The organism is Pseudomonas sp. P5_109 (assembly GCF_034009455.1).
Taxonomy (GTDB): Bacteria; Pseudomonadota; Gammaproteobacteria; order Pseudomonadales; family Pseudomonadaceae; genus Aquipseudomonas.
Genome location: NZ_CP125380.1, coordinates 816,259 through 835,625, shown reverse-complemented (window position 1 = coordinate 835,625; position 19,367 = coordinate 816,259). Strand labels below are relative to the sequence as shown.

Below are 19,367 nucleotides of genomic sequence, written 5' to 3'. Positions count from 1 at the left end.
AAGCACTTTGTGGCAGGTGAATTCTGACGATAGGATCACATAGGCCGTCGCGCCAGGCTGTTATGTGCATGGTGGCAATATGGGAATCGGTAACGGCTGAGCTATTTGATGCGGGTTTGCAGCCGACATTGATCACGGATTTGACGGTGGTGTCGTCACTGGACACCAGCGGACCCATCTCGATGCCTTCCTCACGTCCTAGGACATTTCCCGCAAAACGCATCGCCCTTCATGAACTGGCGGACGCAACTTCTCGACGATAGCCTTCAGGGGTCGCTGCAATTCAGCGATCGGCTTTGACAGGCTGAAAGTGTAATCTTCACACCTCCCAAATCAGACAGCATGCATTTGCGCATGTAGTCACGATTATGGCGGCTGTGCGCGGGGCACCTTCGGGTGCACCGGGTTCTCACACTTCCGGTCTGTCAACCCGCGTATAGCTGCCACCCAACCCTGTTTGACAGCAGGGGATGGCAGCTTCTCTAAACAGTGTGAGGAATGTCATCTTGAAAAAAAACAGCCCCAATCCCCCGGAAACTCCAGCTAATTTAGCTGAAGGCAAAATCGACTTATCCCAACTCTCCAAAACCACCGAACCCGCCATCAGCGCCCGCCTCCGCGACCCCAATCACCTCGACCCCGTCAGCCACGTCTTCACCCTCCGCCCCGACATCGACACACCATCCCTGCTCACCCACGCCAGCGAAACCCTCGCCTCGCTCAACGTCATGAGCACCGATCTTGCCTGCGACCTTGAGAGTTCGCGTCGCAACATCGCCCTGGCGATCCAGCAGTTGGCCGTGCTGGCGCAATTGCTGGTGAACCGGGCACTGGACAACATCGCGCCTCTCGACGAAATGGAGGCTTGAGAAGGATCGATACATGCCGATGACCGGCATCGACTGCACCATTGCCTTGAAAAATGGACGGTCTCATTGAGGTCGTCCAACTCCAGTGCCGCGAACATCAACCACGCAACCGCTTAACCCCAACCCCCACCAATATCCCGAACACAATCGACACCAACGGCACCGCTCCCACCCAGGTCAACGTCGGAAACACCAACAGAATCTGCGAGTCATTCCCACCGAGCATCATCGATGCACCGGTCCCCATCAACACGCCCGCGAGCAAATGCCTGCCTGCTGTCATCGCTGCAAACCGCTGATAGCTGAACGTGCGGCGATGCAGGGTGTAACAGAGCATGCCCAGCATCAGCATGGCGAACACCGCCACACGCTGGGTGGTCAATGGTGTATCGCCCGAGTCCCAGAACGGTTGCGAGAGATCGTAGAAGAACACGCTGGGCGTCCACAGCGGTTCAAAGGTGTAGAGGGCGCTGGTCAACGCCCCCAGGAGCAGGCTCGACAGCACCAGGTGTTTGTCGCCGTGAATCCGGATCAGGAACAGCAGAATCAGCAGCACGATGCCGATGACCAGCCAGTAATGGCGGCTGGTGATCATCGGCATTTGCAGCGCCCGGTGTTCGGGCAGCATGTTCAGGTGATGCCACAGCACGATGCCCAGCACCCAGCCGAGGATGGTGAAGACCTTGTTGAGGTTGCCGCTGGCGAGTTTGGTGAGGGTGCCGACACTGCATACGTCGTTGAGCACCGACGCGAGGCCGAACAGCAACCCGCCACCGACCAGTGACAGATAGCCGACTTCCGGGATGAACAGCGGTTGACTGACGCCAGACAAGGCGTAGAGCGGTGCGAGCAACAGGCCGAACAAACCGCAACTGACCAGCGACACGAACAGGGTCGGCCGGCGCTTGAGCAGCAGCCCCATGGCATTGACCAGGCACATACCCATGCGCTGGGATACCCAGCCAATGAGGAACGCCAGCAGCAGCGAAATCAGCAGTGAATACACGGGCCTCCCTGTTTCCGGTGGTGGCATCGCGTCGATGCCTGACAATCAGATTAGTCGCTGGGCAAACACTTCCGATAAACCCGCAAAGCCCTTCTACACTCAATCCGCAAACGCCCTACAACACCTGTCGAATAGGCCCCCATGACCACCCTCACCGACCGTTTGAAGCAAGGCAAGGATGCGCGCAAGAAGTGCTCGCGCAGTTCGCAAGCGTCCCTGGGCAATGTCGATCGCGACCCGATTCCGCTGATCAAGGCGTCGAGTGAAGGGCGCGTCAAATCGCTGGTGGAGCTGCGCTACGGGCGCATGCTGGTGTCGCCGTTCACCTTCTATCGCGGCAATGCGCTGCTGCAGGCCCACGATTTGGCGGGCACCTCGAACATGGGGCTGGTTTCACCGATTTGCGGCGATTGCCACCTGATGAATTTCGGCGGTTTCGCGACGCCTGAGCGCAATCTGCTGTTCAGCGTCAATGACTTCGACGAGGCCCATCCCGGGCCGTGGGAGTGGGACTTGAAGCGTCTGGTGGCGAGTTTCCTGGTGGCGGCTCGCGACCTGCGTCATGGGGAAACGGTTGAGGAAACGGTTTGCCACCACGTCGTGGGCGCCTATCAGGAAACCATGCTCGAATGCGCCGAACAAAGTGCGCTGGAAACCTGGTACGAATCCATCAGCTATGACGACCTGCTGGCGCAGGCCAACAAAAGCACACTGGAACACGTGGAGCGCGCCATCGCCAAGGCCGAACGGCGCACCCATGCCGAACTGCTGCCAAAAATCAGCGAACGCGACGCCCATGGTCGTCTGATCATTCGCGATGACTTGCCGGAAATTTTCCACCTGCACAAAAACACCACGCTGCTGGATGCCGATGATGACTGGTTGCGTCTCTCGGACTGGCGCCCGCTCTACGACACCTTCATGCGCGACTATCGCGGCACCCTGCAAGCGGACCGCCGTGATCTGGTGTCGCGCTTTCACGTTCAGGACATGGCGTTCAAGGTGGTGGGCGTGGGCAGTGTCGGCACCCGTTGCCTGGTGGCGCTGCTGACCGACGATCAGGAGTTCCCGTTGTTCCTGCAATTCAAGGAAGCGCGGCGCTCGGTGCTTGCCGGCTACGTGAAAGCCAAGTCGCGGGTGCGCCATGAAGGGCAACGGGTGGTCGACGGTCAGCGCTTGATGCAATCGGCCAGCGACCTGTTCCTTGGCTGGACCACCGGTCCCAGCGGGCGTCATTTCTATGTACGGCAATTGCGCGATATGAAAATCTCCGCCGAACTCGAGACCTTCGATGGCGAAGCGTTCGCGGCATACGGCCGGCTCTGCGGCCAAGCCCTGGCTCGCGCCCACGCCAAGGCATCGGGCCAGGCGGCGGTGATCAGCGGCTACATTGGCAAGAGCGACGCACTGGCCGACGCGCTTTATAAATACGCCCAAGGCTATACCGAGCAGAACGAGCGCGATTTCGAGCGGTTCCAGCAGGCCTGTCGCAAGGGCCGTTTACGTGCACGCTCGGAAGCCGATTTTGCCGCTGATCATTTGCCGTAACTGTGGCGCAGGCTCTGGCACGGGGGCTTTGATCGAAATGAATTTTTCTTCACCCCGCCGCCTCGCGCCAGCCTGTACATTTCACTCGCTCATTCAAGAAACTACGGTTTGCCCGCCCTCCCGCGGGCTTTTTTTTTGGAACTTTCACTGGTTTGGAGGCCCCCACATTGTTGACTCGGACGCGGTCCCTTGCAGGAGCTGGCTTGCCAGCGATGGTCGCTAACGATAACGCGCGTGAACTGGATAAACGCGGCGCACTTGAGTCCATCGCCGGCAAGCCGGCTCCTACAGTTTCCCGGGAATGCGTGAAGAACCTTTTTTTTGCCTGCGGGTTTGCGCCCATCACTGCGCCACCTGTGCAAGGCGCCCTTGCGGTTGCTCAGGCAGCAAACAGCCTTTGGCCATCCACTGGCAGTCCCGGGCCCAGCGAAAGCCCGACTCCAGATCGCCGCGGTCGTTGTAGTAGCCCAGCCTGAGTTGAGTGGCGCTCAGGTCGAGCTTGGCAAAACCGGCCCGCGAGGCGGTAAACGTGCTATCGGATGTTGGCGTATTCAAAGCATTCAACTTCTGGCCACCCGCCCCGGAAATCACCCAAGCCGGCTCACCTGCACGCAACAGCAATTGCTGGTTGTGATCATGACCTGACAGAAGCAGATCGACGTGGTTGCGTTCCAACACTGGCAAGAGCCGTGTGACCAGATCTGGCTCCTCTCCATGTCGGCCTTGATTGCGCACTGGGTGATGGGACGCTGCGATTCGCCATACCGGAGCCGGTCCGGGTGCCTGGAACGCCTGGTCGATCAAGTCGATTTGCTGCTGCAAACTCTCACGCGGCGCCGAGGTATCGAGGAACACCATTCGCACCAATGGCCGCCCGTCGACTTCACCGAAATCCTTGACGTAGAAATTCGCCGGCATCTGCCAGCGACCCGATCCCCTGTGCTGTTGGCCGTACTCAATCTCGTATTTTTGCGATACCGGGTAATCGTGGTTCCCCAGCACTGCGTAAAACGGCACATGGCTGAGCCAGTGTCCCCAATAGACACGTTCGAATCGGGTTTCCCAGTGGCGATCGCGAGTGCTGGTCAATGGCTTGCCGTAGAAGTTGTCGCCGAGAAAAACCACCATGTCCAGGCGCCCCTCTCGAGCCGCGACTCGTTCCATGGCCTGCCCCACACGCCACTGTTGCCAGTCACCGCTGCCTTGATCGCCCACAGCGATCAACGACGCCGACGTGGGGTCCAGGCCGCTCAGCGGAACATAAGGTGACGGCGGAGTGAACAACCAGTAGCCACCCGCGATGAGCAGAAAAATGAAGGCCACGCTTGAACCAGACATGATCCGTCGGAGCACCCGACGCCTGGCAGATTTGGAGGGGGAAGTTGTGCGATTCAATCAGGGAATCACCGGGCATCGAATGCCAAATTGGTTGGCGAAATGAAGGTCAACCTTCCCCCCCAATAGATCACAGCAGTTGTTCACGATTTGTTAAGAAATCGTTCCGTATACTTTTTTTCCAGCCTGTTTTTTTCGGCCTTCTTTTTCCGGTAGCCAGAAGTCATGTCGCGCCCTGTCCCACTACTGTTTGCCCTGTGTTCCCTGCTGTTTTTCTTCGCCCTTGGCAACCACCAATTACAAGGTTCCACCGAAGCGCGGGTCGCCGGAATTGCCATGGAAATGCACCTGGATAACGATTGGGTAACGCCGCGGCTTTTCAGCGAACCGTTTCTGGAAAAACCACCCCTGAGCCTGTGGCTTGATGCCGGGGCCATCCGCGCATTTGGCGGTACGCCGTGGGCCGTTCGCCTGACGTCCGCATTCGCCGGGTTGTTCAGTGTGATGCTGTTGTACGCCATGCTGCGTCGGCTCGGTCGGCCCGTCACTGTCGCGTGGACGGCCGCGATTTTGCTGGCGACCATGGCCAGTTACTGGAGCAACGTGCGCGGAGTCGGTGAAGATGCGTTGCTCGCCCTGGGAGTGAGCACAGCGCTGCTGGCGTTCCTTGCAGGGCAACGACAAGCAAGTATCAGCAATGGATTGCTGTTTGTGGCGGGGATCGCCATCGCGACCTTGAGCAAGGGTGTGCTGGGCCTGGCCATGCCGGGTGTGGTGATCTTCGCGTATCTGTTGGCTACCGGCCTGATGGACAAACGCCTGAACGTCGCGGGCTGGCTGCGGCCAGGCCTGTTGACGCTGCTGGGGTTGGTACCGCTGATGATCTGGCTTGCGATGCTGTACCAGCGTGGTGGTGCCCATGCCGTAACGGAGGTGTTGCTGACCAACAGCGTCGGTCGCTTCAGCGGTTCTTTCGTCGAAGCGGGGCATCACGAGCCGTACTATTACTACCTGGTCAAACTGCCCCAGGCATTCTTGCCCTGGAACATTCTGGTGTACCTGGGCCTGTGGCATTTCCGCAAAAGCCTGATGGCCAACCGTTACTTGCTGTTCTTCACCCTGTGGTTGCTGGCGCAATTTGTGATGCTGACGCTGGCATCCAGCAAACGTACGGTGTACCTGATGTCGCTGACGCCCGCCGCAGCAGTGATCGCCGCCGAGTACGCGAGCGTCCTGTTCGAGCGCCTGAAGTCCCGTGAAGGCACCTCGACCTGGATCGGCCACTTGGCCGGGCATCGTAACGGTCTGGCTGTTGGCACCCTGGCCGTGGTCATTAGCGGTTACTTCGCCGCTGCACAATGGGCGATGCCCCATGCCGACCGCACGTTGTCCTTCCTGCCGCTGACCGAGCAGATCCAGTCGATGCAGGCCATGGGGCAGCAAGTCGCGCTGTTCCAGGCCAATGAACGATTGGGTGGCGCCAGCGTGTTCTATACCCGCAGCGTGCTCAAGGGGCTCGATACCGAGTCGCAGCTTCATGAGTTTCTGAGTGCATCGCCTGATCATGTCGCGGTGCTCTCCGGCGACACTGAGCCTGCCGCGCCGCTGAAGGTGATCAAGACGATGATGGTGGGGCGTCAGGCCTATTACTTCGTTAGCCAGTGAAGCATCCGCCACGTGTAGGATCGTTGCTGCTTCCAACTCCTGAGTTCGCTGACATTTCCCCGGACAACAAAAAACCCGCAACCCTTTCGGGGTGCGGGTTTTGCAGTTCAACGCTGACTCAATTCACGGGTTGAGTCTCGCCCGCCGGCACCGGTTGTTGTGCTTTGGAGAGCACCGGCTGTTCCAGCCTCGCTCGCCCATAGAACGCCAGCGCCGTCAGCAAACACGCCAGCCACACAAAGATCCCGGCCCAGAAGGTGTGGGACATGTAGTGCCAGCCTTGCAGTACCCGCGTTGTGCCGTAGATGAAACCGAGGGTCAGCGAGCCGTACATGATCGCTTTCGAATAGCGCCAGCGATAACGGCGAGCCACGAAGTACAACGCCAGCATGGTGAAACCGCCCGAGGCATGTCCGCCCGGCCAGCAGCGACCATCACCGGCGGTCTTGAGCAGTTTGAAATTCTCGTACCATTCGACGTGCTGCATTTTGCCGCCGTACAGGGTGGTCTCGATCGGGCAATACACGCTGGTGTGGCCCTTGAGGTAGTGAATCACCCCGGTGCTGATGGAAAACGCGAACACCACGTAGAGAAAATCGCGACGGTGCCGGGTGGCAAAGCGCAGTACCGGTGCGACCTTGATTTTTTCCAGGAACGCGATGATTTTCGAGTGCTTTTCAGCCTTCAGGCGCGGCCAGAGAAACGACAGCAAGGCGCCGATAATCGCGATTTCGCCGGTCCAGTTCGGGATGATCCGTGCCCATTTGTGGGTGATTTTTTCGAACAGATGGACCTGGTCCAGCGGGTAAGTCTGCGTCACCGGATCAAAAAAATAGTTGTTGAAGGCGATGTCGATCTTGGTCATGTCGAACATCAGGAACACCGCGACCGCGCAGGCCAGCGGAATACCGAAATTCACCCAGTAAAAGCGGTAGCGGGAAGCGGTCAGCATTGTGGATCCTGATTCAGAAAGATGTGGGAAAAACTCAATGAGTGCTCACCGAGCTCCAGTCAGAAGCTTCGATGAAGCCAAGCATGCGCGGAGTCTGCGGGGTTTCGGCGGAAATAAACAGAGAGGCGCCATAAGCCAGTGTCGAGGGCGACAACGTGAGATCTTTTTCCAGTTGCTCCATGCACTCGCTGTGGGTCACCAGAATCAGATTACGCCCGGCCACTTTATGCGCCAGCGCATCGCGCAGCATGGTGCCCTTGCAACTGATCAGCCAGTCTTCGCCCGTGCCAACCTTGTTGAACATGAAGTTGGCGGTCTGCGCGGTGCGCAGGATCGGGCTGTTGTAGATATCGGCCTTGTCCAGGCCAAGATGTTTGAACTGCGCACCGAGACTCTCGGCCACACTACGAGAGCGCTCGGTAATGCCATCGTTGCCGAGCAGGCAAGGCGCCGGGGAGTGATCGCAGCGTTCGACGTGGCGCACCAACACGATCATGTCGCCCTTGGCCCACCCCTTCATCAAGGCCTGTGCGCCGGCCACATTACCGTGAGCCAGGTCCGGTGCGGTGGCAGGACGCAGCAAAAACACAGTCAGCGGGATGACCAGCAGCGCCGAAGCCAACACCACCGCAGCGTTGCGATAACGGGCGAAGCGGTTCAGATCGATCGAGCGTTTTATCCCGAAAAGACTCAGTCTTAATTCCACATCAAGCCGCCTCGCCGGCACGCACCACCTCATTAGATCCCGGGAGGTTAAAGAAGCGTGCGTCGGTGGCTGGTGAAACTCATGTGAAAAAAAGCTTAAAAGCACTGTAAAAACCTTGTTACAGAATCCGTTCGGAAAAATCCTTTCAGCTACAGGGATTGCTGCCGATACATCCTGCTTACACAGCTTGGCGGCCCCCAAAAAAAACAATCTTCCAGCCAAACGACGATAAAGAAGCACTACGTTCCTGGAGGAATTTGATGAATAGCTGGTTCGGCAACATCAGCGTGAACCTGAAACTGGGCCTTGGATTTGGCCTGGTGCTGGCACTGACCTGCGTCCTCGCCTTGACCGGCTGGACCAGCCTGGGCGGGTTGATCGACCGCAGCAACTGGATGAGCGATATCACCCAGCTCAATGCCGGCCTGACCAAACTGCGCGTGGTTCGCCTGCAATACATGCTGACCAACGGCGACGAAACCGCCGCCCAGAGCGTGCAGACCACCCTCGACGCCTTCTCGGCCCAGCAGCAAGCCCTGCTGGCGAAGTTCAAGAGCCCGGAAAACCTCAAGCTACTGCGCGAGCAAGGCACCGTCATCGACGCCTACAAGACGTCCCTGGGCAAGATGCGCAACGCTTACCGCGCCGGCAACAGCGCCCGCGACGCCATGAGCGCCAACGCCGAAACCGCCAACACGCTGATCAATGACATCAACACCCGCGTGCAGCAAATGCCGCTGAGCGACCAGCGCTTCGAACAGTTCCAGGCCATCACCGCGGCCAAGGAAGCGTTCCTGCTGGCCCGCTACGAAGTGCGCGGCTACACCGCCAGTACCAACGCCGAAACCGAACAAAAAGCCGTCGGCCAACTGGACGCGGCCATCGCCAGCCTGAAACCGCTGAACGCGCATTTCGCCGATTCCCAGCAAGACGCCCTGCGTCAGCTGGAAACTGCGCTGGGCAACTATCGCAGTGCCTTGCAGGCCTACAAGAGCGCCAGCAATGACGCCGTGCAGGCGCGCAAGGAAATGACCGAGCAGGGCGCCGCCATCGTGTCCCAGAGCGATCAGCTGTATCAGATCCAGCTCGATCGCCGTGACGCCGAAAGCGCCCAGGCGCGCACCTTGCAACTGATCAGCACGCTGCTGGCCTTGCTGGTGGGCATCATTGCCGCCGTGGTCATCACCCGCCAGATCACCCGCCCATTGCGTGAAACCCTGGCGGTGGTCGATCGCATCGCCAGCGGTGACCTGTCGCAGAACGTGCTGGTCACCCGTCGTGACGAACTCGGCGTGTTGCAGCAAGGCATCGCGCGCATGGGCGTGACCCTGCGCGACTTGATCAGCGGTATCCGCGACGGCGTGACCCAGATCGCCAGCGCCGCCGAGGAGCTGTCAGCGGTGACCGAGCAGACCAGCGCCGGGGTCAACAGCCAGAAAATCGAGACCGATCAAGTTGCCACCGCCATGCACGAGATGACCGCCACCGTGCAGGAAGTCGCGCGCAATGCCGAAGAAGCTTCGCAAGCCGCTGCGGCGGCGGACGGCGAAGCCCGTGAAGGCGACAAGGTGGTCAACGAAGCCATCGCCCAGATCGAGCGTCTGGCCAGCGAAGTGGTGCGCTCCACCGAGGCCATGAGCGTGCTGCAACAGGAAAGCGACAAGATCGGCAGCGTCATGGACGTGATCAAGGCCGTGGCCGAACAGACCAACCTGCTGGCGCTCAACGCCGCCATCGAAGCGGCCCGCGCCGGTGAAGCCGGTCGTGGTTTTGCCGTGGTCGCCGACGAGGTCCGCGGCCTGGCCCAGCGCACGCAGAAATCCACCGAGGAAATCGAAGGCCTGGTGGCCGGCCTGCAGAACGGCACGCAACAAGTGTCCGCCGTGATGAACAACAGCCGCGTCCTCACCGACAGCAGCGTGGCGTTGACTCGCAAGGCCGGCGAGTCTCTGGAGAGCATCACCCGCACCGTGTCCAACATCCAGTCGATGAACCAGCAGATCGCCGCCGCAGCCGAACAGCAAAGCGCCGTGGCCGAAGAGATCAGCCGCAGCATCATCAACGTGCGCGATGTGTCCGAACAGACCGCGGCGGCGAGCGATGAAACCGCCAAGTCCAGCGTTGAGCTGGCGCGGCTGGGTGGTCAGTTGCAGCAGATGGTGAGCCACTTCCGCGTCTGACCTGTAGGAGCGAGCTTGCTCGCGATGGTGGCCAACGATAACGCGTGCATTCTGAATGATCGCGGCGCTGGCAAGTTTTTCGCGAGCGAGCTCGCTCCTACAGAGGGGGCTCAGCTTATCCAGGGATCTATCACTTCAACACCGCTGAACTCGAAATCTCGAACATTGCGGGTGGCTATGGCAGCCCCATGGCTTCGGCAAATGGCGGCAATTTGCGCATCTGCCATTGAAACCGCACGCCCATTGGCTTCAGCACCTGCTACCAGCGTTGCGTACTCGACAGCGGCATGAGCATCGAACGGCAAAATGCGTCCGGCAAAGTCCTCTTCGAACATTGCCATGGCATGGGCTTCAAGTTTTTGTTTGCGCTTGCCGGAAGGCAGGCGTGCGATGCCGTGGAGTATTTCCGCCACCGTTACCGCACTGACTGCCAGATCCATCGATGGCTGCGCATCAACCCAGGCAAGCACCCGGGCTTCAGGTTCGACTCGCATAAACTCTGAAAGAACGTTGGTATCGAGCACTATCATTCAGAAAAATCCACCGCCGTCGCTTTCTCTGAGCGTTCTGGCAGATCAAGCTCCACGCCTCCGAGAGCGCTGAACCTGTTGCGGATCCTGCTTCCAAGTCCACCGGCGCGATCAACAGTCGCCAAGGCCCGGCCCAGAATCAGGCGAGCCTCCTCTTCCATCGAATGTCCGTTATGAGCCGCCGTGATACGCAGCTGCTCCTTGAGCTTCTCATCAAGGTTTCTAATGGTGATGCTGGCCATGATGCCTCCTGCAATCAATGAAATCATTGATTGCAGGCTAGCACATCCTGGTAAACCAAACCCCGGCAATCTTCCCAATGGCCAATATCACCGCGTACCGCGCTGACGCAATGCCGACGGCATGAAGTACGCGTCTTCCGGCACCGGTTGGGCGAAGTCGACTGTGCCCTGCTCTTCGTTATCCAGGTTCTGCACGTAGTAACGACGCGCCTGCAAGTCATGGAAGACGTCCAGCGCGCTCCAGGTGGTGGGCAGGTCGTAGAAGTTTTTCAGGTAGGCCATCGACACCCGCCACAACTCCCCTCGTCCGTCGTATTGATCCACCAATGCAGCGCCCCAACTGTCCTCGTCGAGAAACAGCACGCGCTTGGAATAGATATGCCGCGCGCCCGGCTTGAGCGTGCCTTCGACCACCCAGACCCGGTGCAGCTCATAACGGGTGAATTGCGGGTTGAGGTGGCCCGGTGTGAGCAACTGCTCGTACTTCACCTCGGGGCTACCGACTTTGTAATTGTTATAGGGAATGTAGACCTCTTGCTTACCCTTGAGCTTCCAGTCGTAGCGGTCCGGCGAGCCGTTGAACAGGTCGGTATCGTCCGCCGTGCGCAGGCCGTCGGATGAGGCGATCGGGGTGTCATACGCAAGGTTCGGCGCCCGCCGCACACGGCGCTGACCGGCGTCGTAGACCCAGGCCTGACGCGGGTCCTTGAGTTGGTCCAGGGTCTCGTGAATCAGTGCCGCACCGCCCGCCAGCCGGGCCGGGCTCTTAACGAACGCCAGGTAGTAGAACAGGATGTTTTTCAGGTCGGCAAACTGCCCGCCCGGGCGGTAATAATTGAAGAGCCCTTCCTGTTGCGAGGTCACCAGCGCGAAGCTGCCGTTGCGTTGCACCGGTGCTTCGGAAGCACGACGGACCACATAGATGCCGCGATAACGGGTGATGTGGTTCCACAGCACCTCGACCCCGTCCTTGGGCACCGGGAACGGCACACCGCCATAGGCATCGGCAAATCCGGTGCCGCCATCGAGCAGCTTGGCCGAGGTCGCGTTTTTCAAGGTGTTGTCATACAGCCACTGCGGCGCCGAGCCCGAGCGGCGAGAGGGATAGACCGGCATCTGGAAGGTGTCGGGGTAGCTGTTGAACAGGGCGATCTGACCCGGGCTGAGGTGGGCCTTGTACTGATCGAGGTTGGCCTTGGTGATGGTGAACAGCGGCTTGTCCGCCGCATAGGGGTCCAGGTGATGCTGGCCAGGCTTGTAGCCCGCCGGCGCCTGGGTGATGCCGCCGGTCCATGCAGGAATGGTCCCGGCCGCATTGCCGGCACGTTCGGCGCCCAGCGGCGTCAGCGTGGTTTTCAATTGTTCGGCCAGCTGGGGCGTGATCGCGGCGAGTGCGCTGCCGGCGGTCAGGCTCAGGAACAGCGCCAGCGTGGTCTTGGTCAATCGTGAAGTGTGAAACATGATCGTTCTCCGAAATAAAAGCCGCAGGTCTGCAACACACAGCAGATCCCCTGTGGGAGCGGGCTTGCTCGCGAAGAGGGCGGCTCATCCAGCACAGATGTCGCCTGATACACCGCTTTCGCGAGCAAGCCCGCTCCCACAATGGGTTTGCGTGCAGCAATCAAAGGAAGTACTTGAGGTTGAAGCCGACGTTGTCGCGGTCACGCAGACCGTTGTTCTGTCCGCCGCCGTAGAACTCGGTGTATTGCAGCTCGGCCTCCAGCTTGTTCTGGTAGTTGGCCTTGATCCCCAATGTGTAGGCCTTGCGGCCTTCGATGGTGTTGCCCGCCTGATAGCTGTTGCCCTGGAAGTCGTCCTTGTAGACCACGTAGGGTGAAACGTTGACCCCGGCATACACGTCGTTCCAGGTACCGTTGAACATCACCGTGTAGCTGTAGGAGTCGCGATTGACCTGGTCGTCGCGGTCACCGCCAGACACATACGACGTGTTGCCGGTACCCGCGTAATAACGGGTGCTGCCGTCGTAGGCGGTGTATTGCAGGCTGCTGCCGCGCAGGTGCTCGGAGGCCAGTTCGAAGACGCCAAACATCGAATCGAACGACATCGTCGGACCGAAGTTGTAGATGCTGCCCAATGAGGTGTTGAACGCTTCGACGCGCTCGGCGTTGTTGATCTGGCTGTCGAGGGTGACCATCTGCCCCCCGACGTTGATGGCCTTGCCGGTCACCGCCGTGGCGGCACCGTTGGCCAAGTCGCCAATCAAGTCGTTGGTGGCCGCAATGCCGATGGGCAGGTTAGGCCGATAGGCCACTTCGCCGAACACCGATGCATCACCCAGCGTGGTGTTGAAGCTGAAGCCGTACATGCGGATGTCTTCGGCATAGCGTCGATGCGCCTGAATGTTGCCCATGACATCGGCAGTGGCCAGACCGTTGGCGAGTGCCCCTGCCTGACTGCCGGCAACGCTGGCCAGCATGTTGGTCAAGGCGTTCATGTCGATGCCCTTGTAACCGCCCAGGTCAGCAGCAACGGTCGGCTCCTTGGCGTGGTAATTGACCATATACAAGCCGAACTCGGTGCTGTTGAGTTCTTCAGCGATGTAGCGAAAGGCGAAACCGAACTGGCCATCGTTGCGTGCGTTGTCATCCTTGCCGATGGTCGCCACCTTGAGGGTGTTGCCGAAGGCCGGGGTCACACCATTGGCGTACAGGCCGGTGCTTTTCAGGGCCGGCGCCAGCAAAGGGTTGTTGCCCAGTGCGCTGTACAGGCCAATGACGTTGCCAAACCCCGGCACCGGCGTGTCGAGGGCCGTACCACTGAAGTTGTTGTAAGCGGTGTTGCCACCGTCGGCGAACAAATCGGTTTGTGAATAGAACGTACCGACCGGGTCGATGCGGGTTTCCTTCCAGTTGGTCTGGTAAAAGCTTTCCATGGTCAGGCTGTCGGTCAAGCCGACGTTGAAGCTGATTGCCTCCACCGGAATCAGCACTTCCTTGACCTCGGAACCCGGCAAACGGTATTTGGCCGCGTCCACCGGGTTGGTGGTATTGACCCCACCGCGATAGAAAATCCCCTCACCCCAGTTGAACACCTGGCGCCCGACACGCGCGGTGACCGGCATCTGTGCGACGTCCCAACTGCCATGCACGTAGGCGTCGAGCATTTCGATCCGGCTGCCGGCGATGTCGCGGGTCTGGCTGGTGAAGTGATCGTCCTGCGGGTAGCTCTGGCTCGGTTGCGACGGGTTGTTGTTGTCGTAGTAGTCGTTGCGCTTGTCCATCAGTTGCGTGTCATAGAACGCGGTGCCACGCACGAACAATCCGTAGTTCTGATAGTTGGCCTCAAGTTCCGAAGTGATCTTGTACACCTCGGAAACCAGCCCGGTATCAAAGTTGCGATCACCGTCGTTGGTGTTGATGTCGTCGTTGTTTTTGTCCCGACCCTGGACCCGCCACAAGCGGCCATAAGACAAGGTACTGTCGAACGAACCCGTGACTTGTTGGTCCAGCACACTGAATTCCACAGCGTGCGCGCTATCGACTGCGCACAGTTGCAGCAGCCCGGCCAGGCCGACACCGGGGAGCGCCATGCCAGACAGGCGCAATCGAGTGTTGATCATGTGTTCCTCCTTCCCTGTTTTTATTTTTTTGGTCATGAGCGAAAGCTATGGCGCCAATCCCGCACGGGCATAAATCCGGCTGTGGGCGCCGAAATGCCCCAGCAGCTTGAACAGTTGCTGGTTAAGTGCCGGGTGGTCGAAGTCTTCGCGCTGCAGCTGGTTACCGCTGCTGAAATCGCTGGTGATCGGCGCCGTCTCGAGCCACTGCCCGATGGCTTTGTCAAACACTGCGCTGTCGTCAACAGACTCGGCGCTCACCACGTCGCGCAGGTAGTCCACCGAGTACGGCGGGTAATGGGCGTCCTGGGCAGAATCGGCATAAGCGTCGAGCATTGGATGGGGCTGACGGGCGCGCAGCAAACGACGCAGCCAGGTCGACTGATACTTCTCCACTTCCATGTGCCGGGTGGCCACCCGTTCGATGGCCGCCTGCTTGTCGGCAGCGAAACCGGCCAGTGCCTTGCCCTCCAGCAGAAGAAGATTGGCGAGGTCGACACCAGGCAATGGCTTGGCGTGATAAGGCTGGGTCAGGTCCTGAATGTGGTGCAGGCCCCAGCCGAGAAAGCGATAGCCCCAGTAGGAATGGCCGGTGGCAAAGGCCAGTCGCGCCAACCCCATGTACTGGTAGGCGCGCCAGTCGGGCCAACTGCGTTGGAGGAATCCGGCAGCGGCGTACACCACCGCGCTCTCATGGAAGAAGCCCATATGGAACGGTGCCTGGGAGCTGTACTGAAACCGCGCGTCACCGAAGGGCTGCGGGCCGAAGCCGTACAGCACGCCCACCTCGCCTGGGTTGTCGCTGAACAGGTTGATGTCGTGGCCGTAATCCGGCTCATCGGCAGCGCTGGCCAACACGGCCAGAGGCGTGACTTGTTCGTTGTCGGTCACGCGGATGAAGCGCTGGCGATTCCACGGCGAGAGGGTTTGCTCGACCATGACCTGCTCGGCGCTCAGGTGTTCACGCTCGGGCAGATCCTTGCCGGGCAACGGCTGGATGACCATCGCCAGATGAATCTGTGGATTGATCCGCAGCGCGGTGAGGAAATCGTGGCGCAATTTATCCCCGGGTACTGCTGGCAATCGCAGGTTGTCGGGGCGCGGCGGGTATTGGGCGAAGTGTTCGCGGGCGAAGCGCTCCTGCTCGTCGAGCAACGCGCTCACGGCCTCGTATTGCTGTGAAAGAAACTGTTCCAGCGGTTCGACCTTGACCTGCGGTGCGTCGCGCAAGGCCGACAAATCCTGCAACGCCAGGTAGCTGCCCACCGTATGGTTGGACCAGCCCCAGGCCGTCGGGGCCGTTGCACAAAACAGCAACAGGAGGAATTTCAGCTTCATTGCCTGGTTCTTATTGGATGTGCCGTGGGGGTTGAGCCTAACAACCGACCCGGGGCCTGACACTGTCCGATCTCACCAGAAAAGTTCTCCGATAGCGCCACGCCTCGGCGCAAAAAACACCAAGGACCAATGTGGGAGCGGGCTTGCTCGCGAAGGCGGAGTGTCAGTCGCCATTGATTTAACTGACACGCCGCCTTCGCGAGCAAGCCCGCTCCCACAGGGGATCTGCTGTGTTCTTTCAGGCGGGGTAACCGGTAATTTTGCGGATGCTCTGGTACAGCGGCTTGAGCTGTCGATACATGCGCAGGTAGACCTCTTTGTACAGTCGCTCATAGATCTGCTGCGCCTCGGGTTGCGGCATGAATACCGCACCAACCCGCGTCATGGCGGCCATCGCCGTGGGGAAATCCGCGTGCAGCCCCAGCCCCACCGCGCAGCAAATGGCCGCGCCCAGGCCGGACGCTTCGTAGACATGCGGTCGCTCGGCCGGCAGGCCGAAAATGTTCGCCGTGAGTTGCATCGCGGCATCACTCTGCGAACCTCCGCCGGCGACGCGCAAGCGCGTGATGGAGACCTTCGAACGTTTCTCGATCTTCTCCATGCCCTGGCGCAATGCATACGCCAGCCCCTCGAGGATCGCCCGGTAGATGTGCGCGCGGGTATGCACGTCGCCGAAGCCGATCATCGCGCCCTTGGCTTCCACACCCGGCTCGCGAATGCCGGGCGACCAATAGGGTTGCAGCATCAACCCCATCGAGCCCGGCGGCACGGCATCGACCAGCGCATCGAAGAGCTGCTCGGGCTCCACGCCCTGGGCTTTGGCCTGCTGCATTTCCCGCAGGCCGAACTCGTTCTTGAACCAGCTGACCATCCAGTAGCCGCGATAAATCATCACCTCGCAGTTGAATTGATCCGGCACCGCGGACGGGTAAGGCGGAATCAACGGGACGATTTCCAGGTAGCGCGAGCGGGTGCTGGTGATCGTCGCCGTGGTGCCGTAGGAAAGGCACACGGTGCCTGCGTCGACCACGCCGGAACCCACGACCTCGCAGGCCTTGTCGGCACCCGCGGCGATCAGCGGCAACCCCTCGGGAATACCGGTGTGGCGGCTGGCCTCGGCGCTGATGTGGCCGAGGGTTTCGCCGGGCTTGTGCAGGCTCGGCAGTTGCTCGGGACGCACCGCCAGCGCTTGCCATTTCCAGTCGGCCGGCGCGGCCCATTTCAGGCGTTTGAAGTCGAACGGCAGGTAACCGACGCAACAGCCCACGGAATCAACAAAGCGCCCGCACAGGCGATGGGTGAGAAACCCCGAGAGCAGCAGAAACTTGTCGGTCGCCGCCCACACTTCAGGCTGATGGCGGGCAATCCAGTTGGCCTCGGCCTGGGCGCGAAAATAGTCCACCGTGGCTTTCGCGCCGACCAGTTTGAACAACCAGCCCCACGGCCCCTTGATACCGCCTTCGACTTCGGCCTGGCGTTGATCGAGCCACAGGATCGCCGGGCGCAGCGGCTTGCCCTGGGCATCGACGTTGATCACGGTGCCGCGCTGGGTGGTCAGGGATACGCCGGCAATCTGCGAGCGATCGATGCCGGTCTGCTGCCACAACTGCTGGCACGCCTCACCCAGCTTTGCCCAGTAATATTCCGGGTCCTGCTCGGCCCAGCCGGGTTGAGTCGAGTAATAGGCCTGCAATTCGACCTTGCCTTTGCCCAGCAGATTGCCCTGCAGGTCGAAGAGCAGCGCGCGCACGCTCTGGGTGCCATTGTCGATGGCCAACAGGTAACGCTTGTTCGGGTGGTTATCCATGGAGCTCTCTTCAATGGGCATCAATGCGCGGCATCCGGCAAACCATGATGGCGTTGCCACAACTCCAGGTAGCACTGCTGCTCGTGCTGCCAGCGCTCATCGTCCCAGCCCAGCCGTGGCTGGCAGAGTCGGCGAATGGCAGCGAAATAATCCTCGCCACCGCGCGGCAGCAACAAGCCCAGGCGGGTTCGGCGCAGCAGCAGGTCATCCAGTTGCAGGACCATTTCCGTATCGCAGGCAACGGCCAGTTCCGCCCACAAGGTGTCAGTGCCGCCGACAGTGTCGTGGCCCAGCTCGGCGATCAGTTGCGCCAGCCTCGGCAGGTCACGGCCATGCCGCCCGGCCAGGCGCCGCCAGCGGTTGGCGCTGAGTCCCGGTATCGCCAGCGGCGGCACGACGGCGAACACCGGCGCGGCGTCATCATCGAAGGGCCGCTCGAGCATGCTCGCGCAGGCCTTGAGCACTTCGATCGCCTGCGGGCGAAAGGTGGTCAGCTTGCCGCCAGCCAGGGTCACGCAACCAGGCTCCTGCCACAGCACGTGCTCACGGGTTTCATTCGACGGCTTGAGTTCACCCGCAGCGCTGCCCACCACCGGACGCACGCCCGACCAGGTCGACAGCACATCGGCGGCGACCACTTCAGCGCCGGGAAACTGTTGGCTGCAGGCCGCCAGCAGATAGTCGAGTTCCTCAGGGCTGATGCTCGCGCTCTGGTCCAGATCGCCGTGATGATCGAGGTCCGTGGTGCCGACCACCGTGGCGCCTTCCCAAGGGAACACGAACACCGGTCGACGGTCACGCTCGTGCAGGAAGGTGAAGGCTTGCGCCACGGGCAGGCGCCAGCCCGGCAACAACAAATGACTGCCACGCAACGGGCGCAACTGGCGCGGGGCATCGGGCAGGCGCAGGCGCTCGGCCCACGCACCGGTGGCGATGGCCAACACACCGCAACGCACTGTCAGTGATCCACCGCCCTCGCCGTCTTCGACCTGAACCGCGCAAACGCGGCCCTCTTCTCGCAGCAATTGCTGCACACGCACTCCGTTGAGCACCACGGCGCCGTCGGCCCGGGCCTCGCCCAATACGCGCATCACCAGGCGCGCATCATCGGTCAGCGCATCGACAAAACAGGTGCCGCCCAGCAGGTCATCTTCCTTCACCCCGGGCGCCAGATAACGCAGTTGTTGCGCGTCATGGAAGTGATGGCTGCGCCGCCCGGCCAAGGCGTCATAGACGGACAGCAAACCACCTAGCACCCGCGGTCCGGGAAAGCCGCCACGGTAATGCGGCATCATGAAGCTCATTGGCTCCACCAGCCCCGGCGCTTCGTCGAGCAGGCGCTGGCGTTCGCGGACCGAATCGCGGGTCAGGCGCCACTGGCCCTTGGCGATGTAACGCAAGCCGCCATGGACCATTTTCGAGGAGCGGCTGGAGGTGCCCCAGGCGAAATCGCGCTGCTCCAGCAGCAGGCAACGCCAACCACGGCGCGCTGCTTCGCGCAGGATACCGGCGCCGCTGATGCCGCCGCCGATGACGATCAGGTCCCAGGTTTCCTCCGCCAGCGTCGGCAGCACCTGCTGTCGCCACGCCGCGTTCCAGTCCAGGCTCATGG

Annotated in this window: 15 protein-coding genes and 1 pseudogene; 5 read left to right on the top strand and 11 right to left on the bottom strand. The window is 60.7% G+C overall.

Annotated features, from left to right (window positions below; all coding sequences use genetic code 11):
- The first annotated feature begins 506 nt into the window (after nt 1-506).
- Nucleotides 507-869 carry a DUF6124 family protein gene (locus QMK54_RS03585; protein WP_320402084.1) on the top strand — a complete coding sequence of 121 codons (363 nt, stop codon included), beginning with the start codon at nt 507-509 and terminating at the stop codon, nt 867-869.
- 97 nt (nt 870-966) lie between these two features.
- Here the strand turns inward: QMK54_RS03585 and QMK54_RS03580 are convergent, their stop codons facing one another.
- Complete coding sequence (locus QMK54_RS03580; RefSeq protein WP_320402083.1) at nt 967-1,875, bottom strand: YeeE/YedE thiosulfate transporter family protein; 909 nt, start codon at nt 1,873-1,875, stop codon at nt 967-969.
- Nucleotides 1,876-2,016: 141 nt separating this feature from the next.
- Here QMK54_RS03580 and QMK54_RS03575 point away from each other — a divergent pair, with 141 nt between their 5' ends.
- Complete coding sequence (locus tag QMK54_RS03575) at nt 2,017-3,423, top strand: DUF2252 domain-containing protein (protein ID WP_223589996.1); 1,407 nt, start codon at nt 2,017-2,019, stop codon at nt 3,421-3,423.
- A 342-nt stretch (nt 3,424-3,765) separates the two neighbouring features.
- On the opposite strand, the gene QMK54_RS03570 is transcribed toward QMK54_RS03575, so the two are convergent.
- Nucleotides 3,766-4,761 (bottom strand): metallophosphoesterase, encoded by a 996-nt coding sequence (locus QMK54_RS03570; RefSeq protein ID WP_223589994.1) that lies wholly within the window; start codon nt 4,759-4,761, stop codon nt 3,766-3,768.
- Nucleotides 4,762-4,983: 222 nt separating this feature from the next.
- Between QMK54_RS03570 and QMK54_RS03565 the strand changes: the two genes are divergently transcribed.
- A complete protein-coding gene (locus QMK54_RS03565; protein WP_223589992.1) occupies nt 4,984-6,423 on the top strand; it encodes an ArnT family glycosyltransferase in 1,440 nt (479 codons plus the stop codon).
- Between the two features lie 118 nt (nt 6,424-6,541).
- Here QMK54_RS03565 and QMK54_RS03560 read toward each other — a convergent pair whose 3' ends face one another.
- Both QMK54_RS03560 and QMK54_RS03555 read right to left on the bottom strand, forming a co-directional pair.
- Complete coding sequence (locus QMK54_RS03560; RefSeq protein WP_110659746.1) at nt 6,542-7,375, bottom strand: phosphatase PAP2 family protein; 834 nt, start codon at nt 7,373-7,375, stop codon at nt 6,542-6,544.
- Nucleotides 7,376-7,409: 34 nt separating this feature from the next.
- Nucleotides 7,410-8,081, bottom strand: coding sequence for a histidine phosphatase family protein (locus tag QMK54_RS03555; protein ID WP_110659747.1), 672 nt, complete (start codon nt 8,079-8,081; stop codon nt 7,410-7,412).
- Between the two features lie 260 nt (nt 8,082-8,341).
- On the opposite strand from QMK54_RS03555, the pseudogene QMK54_RS31170 reads away from it, so the two are divergent.
- Nucleotides 8,342-9,355 (top strand): annotated as a pseudogene (locus QMK54_RS31170) (methyl-accepting chemotaxis protein); the annotation flags it as partial.
- Nucleotides 9,356-9,397: 42 nt separating this feature from the next.
- Nucleotides 9,398-10,261, top strand: a complete 864-nt coding sequence (locus tag QMK54_RS31165) for a methyl-accepting chemotaxis protein (protein WP_411740837.1) — start codon at nt 9,398-9,400, stop codon at nt 10,259-10,261.
- Nucleotides 10,262-10,371: 110 nt separating this feature from the next.
- On the opposite strand, the gene QMK54_RS03545 is transcribed toward QMK54_RS31165, so the two are convergent.
- The 7 genes from QMK54_RS03545 to QMK54_RS03515 form a co-directional block, all read right to left on the bottom strand.
- Nucleotides 10,372-10,791 (bottom strand): type II toxin-antitoxin system VapC family toxin, encoded by a 420-nt coding sequence (locus QMK54_RS03545; RefSeq protein WP_223589990.1) that lies wholly within the window; start codon nt 10,789-10,791, stop codon nt 10,372-10,374.
- On the bottom strand, nt 10,788-11,033 hold the full coding sequence (locus QMK54_RS03540) for a FitA-like ribbon-helix-helix domain-containing protein (RefSeq protein WP_046038645.1): 246 nt from the start codon (nt 11,031-11,033) through the stop codon (nt 10,788-10,790). Before QMK54_RS03540 ends, QMK54_RS03545 begins: the two co-directional genes overlap by 4 nt.
- 87 nt (nt 11,034-11,120) lie before the next feature.
- The gene (locus QMK54_RS03535; RefSeq protein ID WP_223589988.1) at nt 11,121-12,494 is read right to left on the bottom strand and encodes a DUF1329 domain-containing protein; all 1,374 of its coding nucleotides are present in this window, start codon (nt 12,492-12,494) and stop codon (nt 11,121-11,123) included.
- Nucleotides 12,495-12,654: 160 nt separating this feature from the next.
- A complete protein-coding gene (locus QMK54_RS03530) occupies nt 12,655-14,613 on the bottom strand; it encodes a DUF1302 domain-containing protein (protein ID WP_320402082.1) in 1,959 nt (652 codons plus the stop codon).
- 45 nt (nt 14,614-14,658) lie between these two features.
- Complete coding sequence (locus tag QMK54_RS03525; protein ID WP_320402081.1) at nt 14,659-15,948, bottom strand: phospholipase; 1,290 nt, start codon at nt 15,946-15,948, stop codon at nt 14,659-14,661.
- 238 nt (nt 15,949-16,186) lie between these two features.
- Nucleotides 16,187-17,755: an FGGY-family carbohydrate kinase gene (locus QMK54_RS03520; protein WP_110661416.1), complete on the bottom strand. Its 1,569-nt coding sequence runs from the start codon at nt 17,753-17,755 to the stop codon at nt 16,187-16,189.
- A 20-nt stretch (nt 17,756-17,775) separates the two neighbouring features.
- Nucleotides 17,776-19,365, bottom strand: coding sequence for a glycerol-3-phosphate dehydrogenase/oxidase (locus tag QMK54_RS03515; RefSeq protein WP_320402080.1), 1,590 nt, complete (start codon nt 19,363-19,365; stop codon nt 17,776-17,778).
- Between the last annotated feature and the right edge of the window lie 2 nt (nt 19,366-19,367).

Excerpts from the sequence above, each read along its gene's own strand:
- QMK54_RS03575 (WP_223589996.1), top strand. The coding sequence starts at position 2,017 with ATGACCACCCTCACCGACCGTTTGAAGCAAGGCAAGGATGCGCGCAAG.
- QMK54_RS03545 (WP_223589990.1), bottom strand. The coding sequence starts at position 10,791 with ATGATAGTGCTCGATACCAACGTTCTTTCAGAGTTTATGCGAGTCGAA.
- QMK54_RS03570 (WP_223589994.1), bottom strand. The coding sequence starts at position 4,761 with ATGTCTGGTTCAAGCGTGGCCTTCATTTTTCTGCTCATCGCGGGTGGC.
- QMK54_RS03530 (WP_320402082.1), bottom strand. The coding sequence starts at position 14,613 with ATGATCAACACTCGATTGCGCCTGTCTGGCATGGCGCTCCCCGGTGTC.
- QMK54_RS03520 (WP_110661416.1), bottom strand. The coding sequence starts at position 17,755 with ATGGATAACCACCCGAACAAGCGTTACCTGTTGGCCATCGACAATGGC.
- QMK54_RS31165 (WP_411740837.1), top strand. The coding sequence starts at position 9,398 with ATGGGCGTGACCCTGCGCGACTTGATCAGCGGTATCCGCGACGGCGTG.
- QMK54_RS03525 (WP_320402081.1), bottom strand. The coding sequence starts at position 15,948 with ATGAAGCTGAAATTCCTCCTGTTGCTGTTTTGTGCAACGGCCCCGACG.
- QMK54_RS03515 (WP_320402080.1), bottom strand. The coding sequence starts at position 19,365 with ATGAGCCTGGACTGGAACGCGGCGTGGCGACAGCAGGTGCTGCCGACG.
- QMK54_RS03565 (WP_223589992.1), top strand. The coding sequence starts at position 4,984 with ATGTCGCGCCCTGTCCCACTACTGTTTGCCCTGTGTTCCCTGCTGTTT.
- QMK54_RS03535 (WP_223589988.1), bottom strand. The coding sequence starts at position 12,494 with ATGTTTCACACTTCACGATTGACCAAGACCACGCTGGCGCTGTTCCTG.
- QMK54_RS03540 (WP_046038645.1), bottom strand. The coding sequence starts at position 11,033 with ATGGCCAGCATCACCATTAGAAACCTTGATGAGAAGCTCAAGGAGCAG.
- QMK54_RS03560 (WP_110659746.1), bottom strand. The coding sequence starts at position 7,375 with ATGCTGACCGCTTCCCGCTACCGCTTTTACTGGGTGAATTTCGGTATT.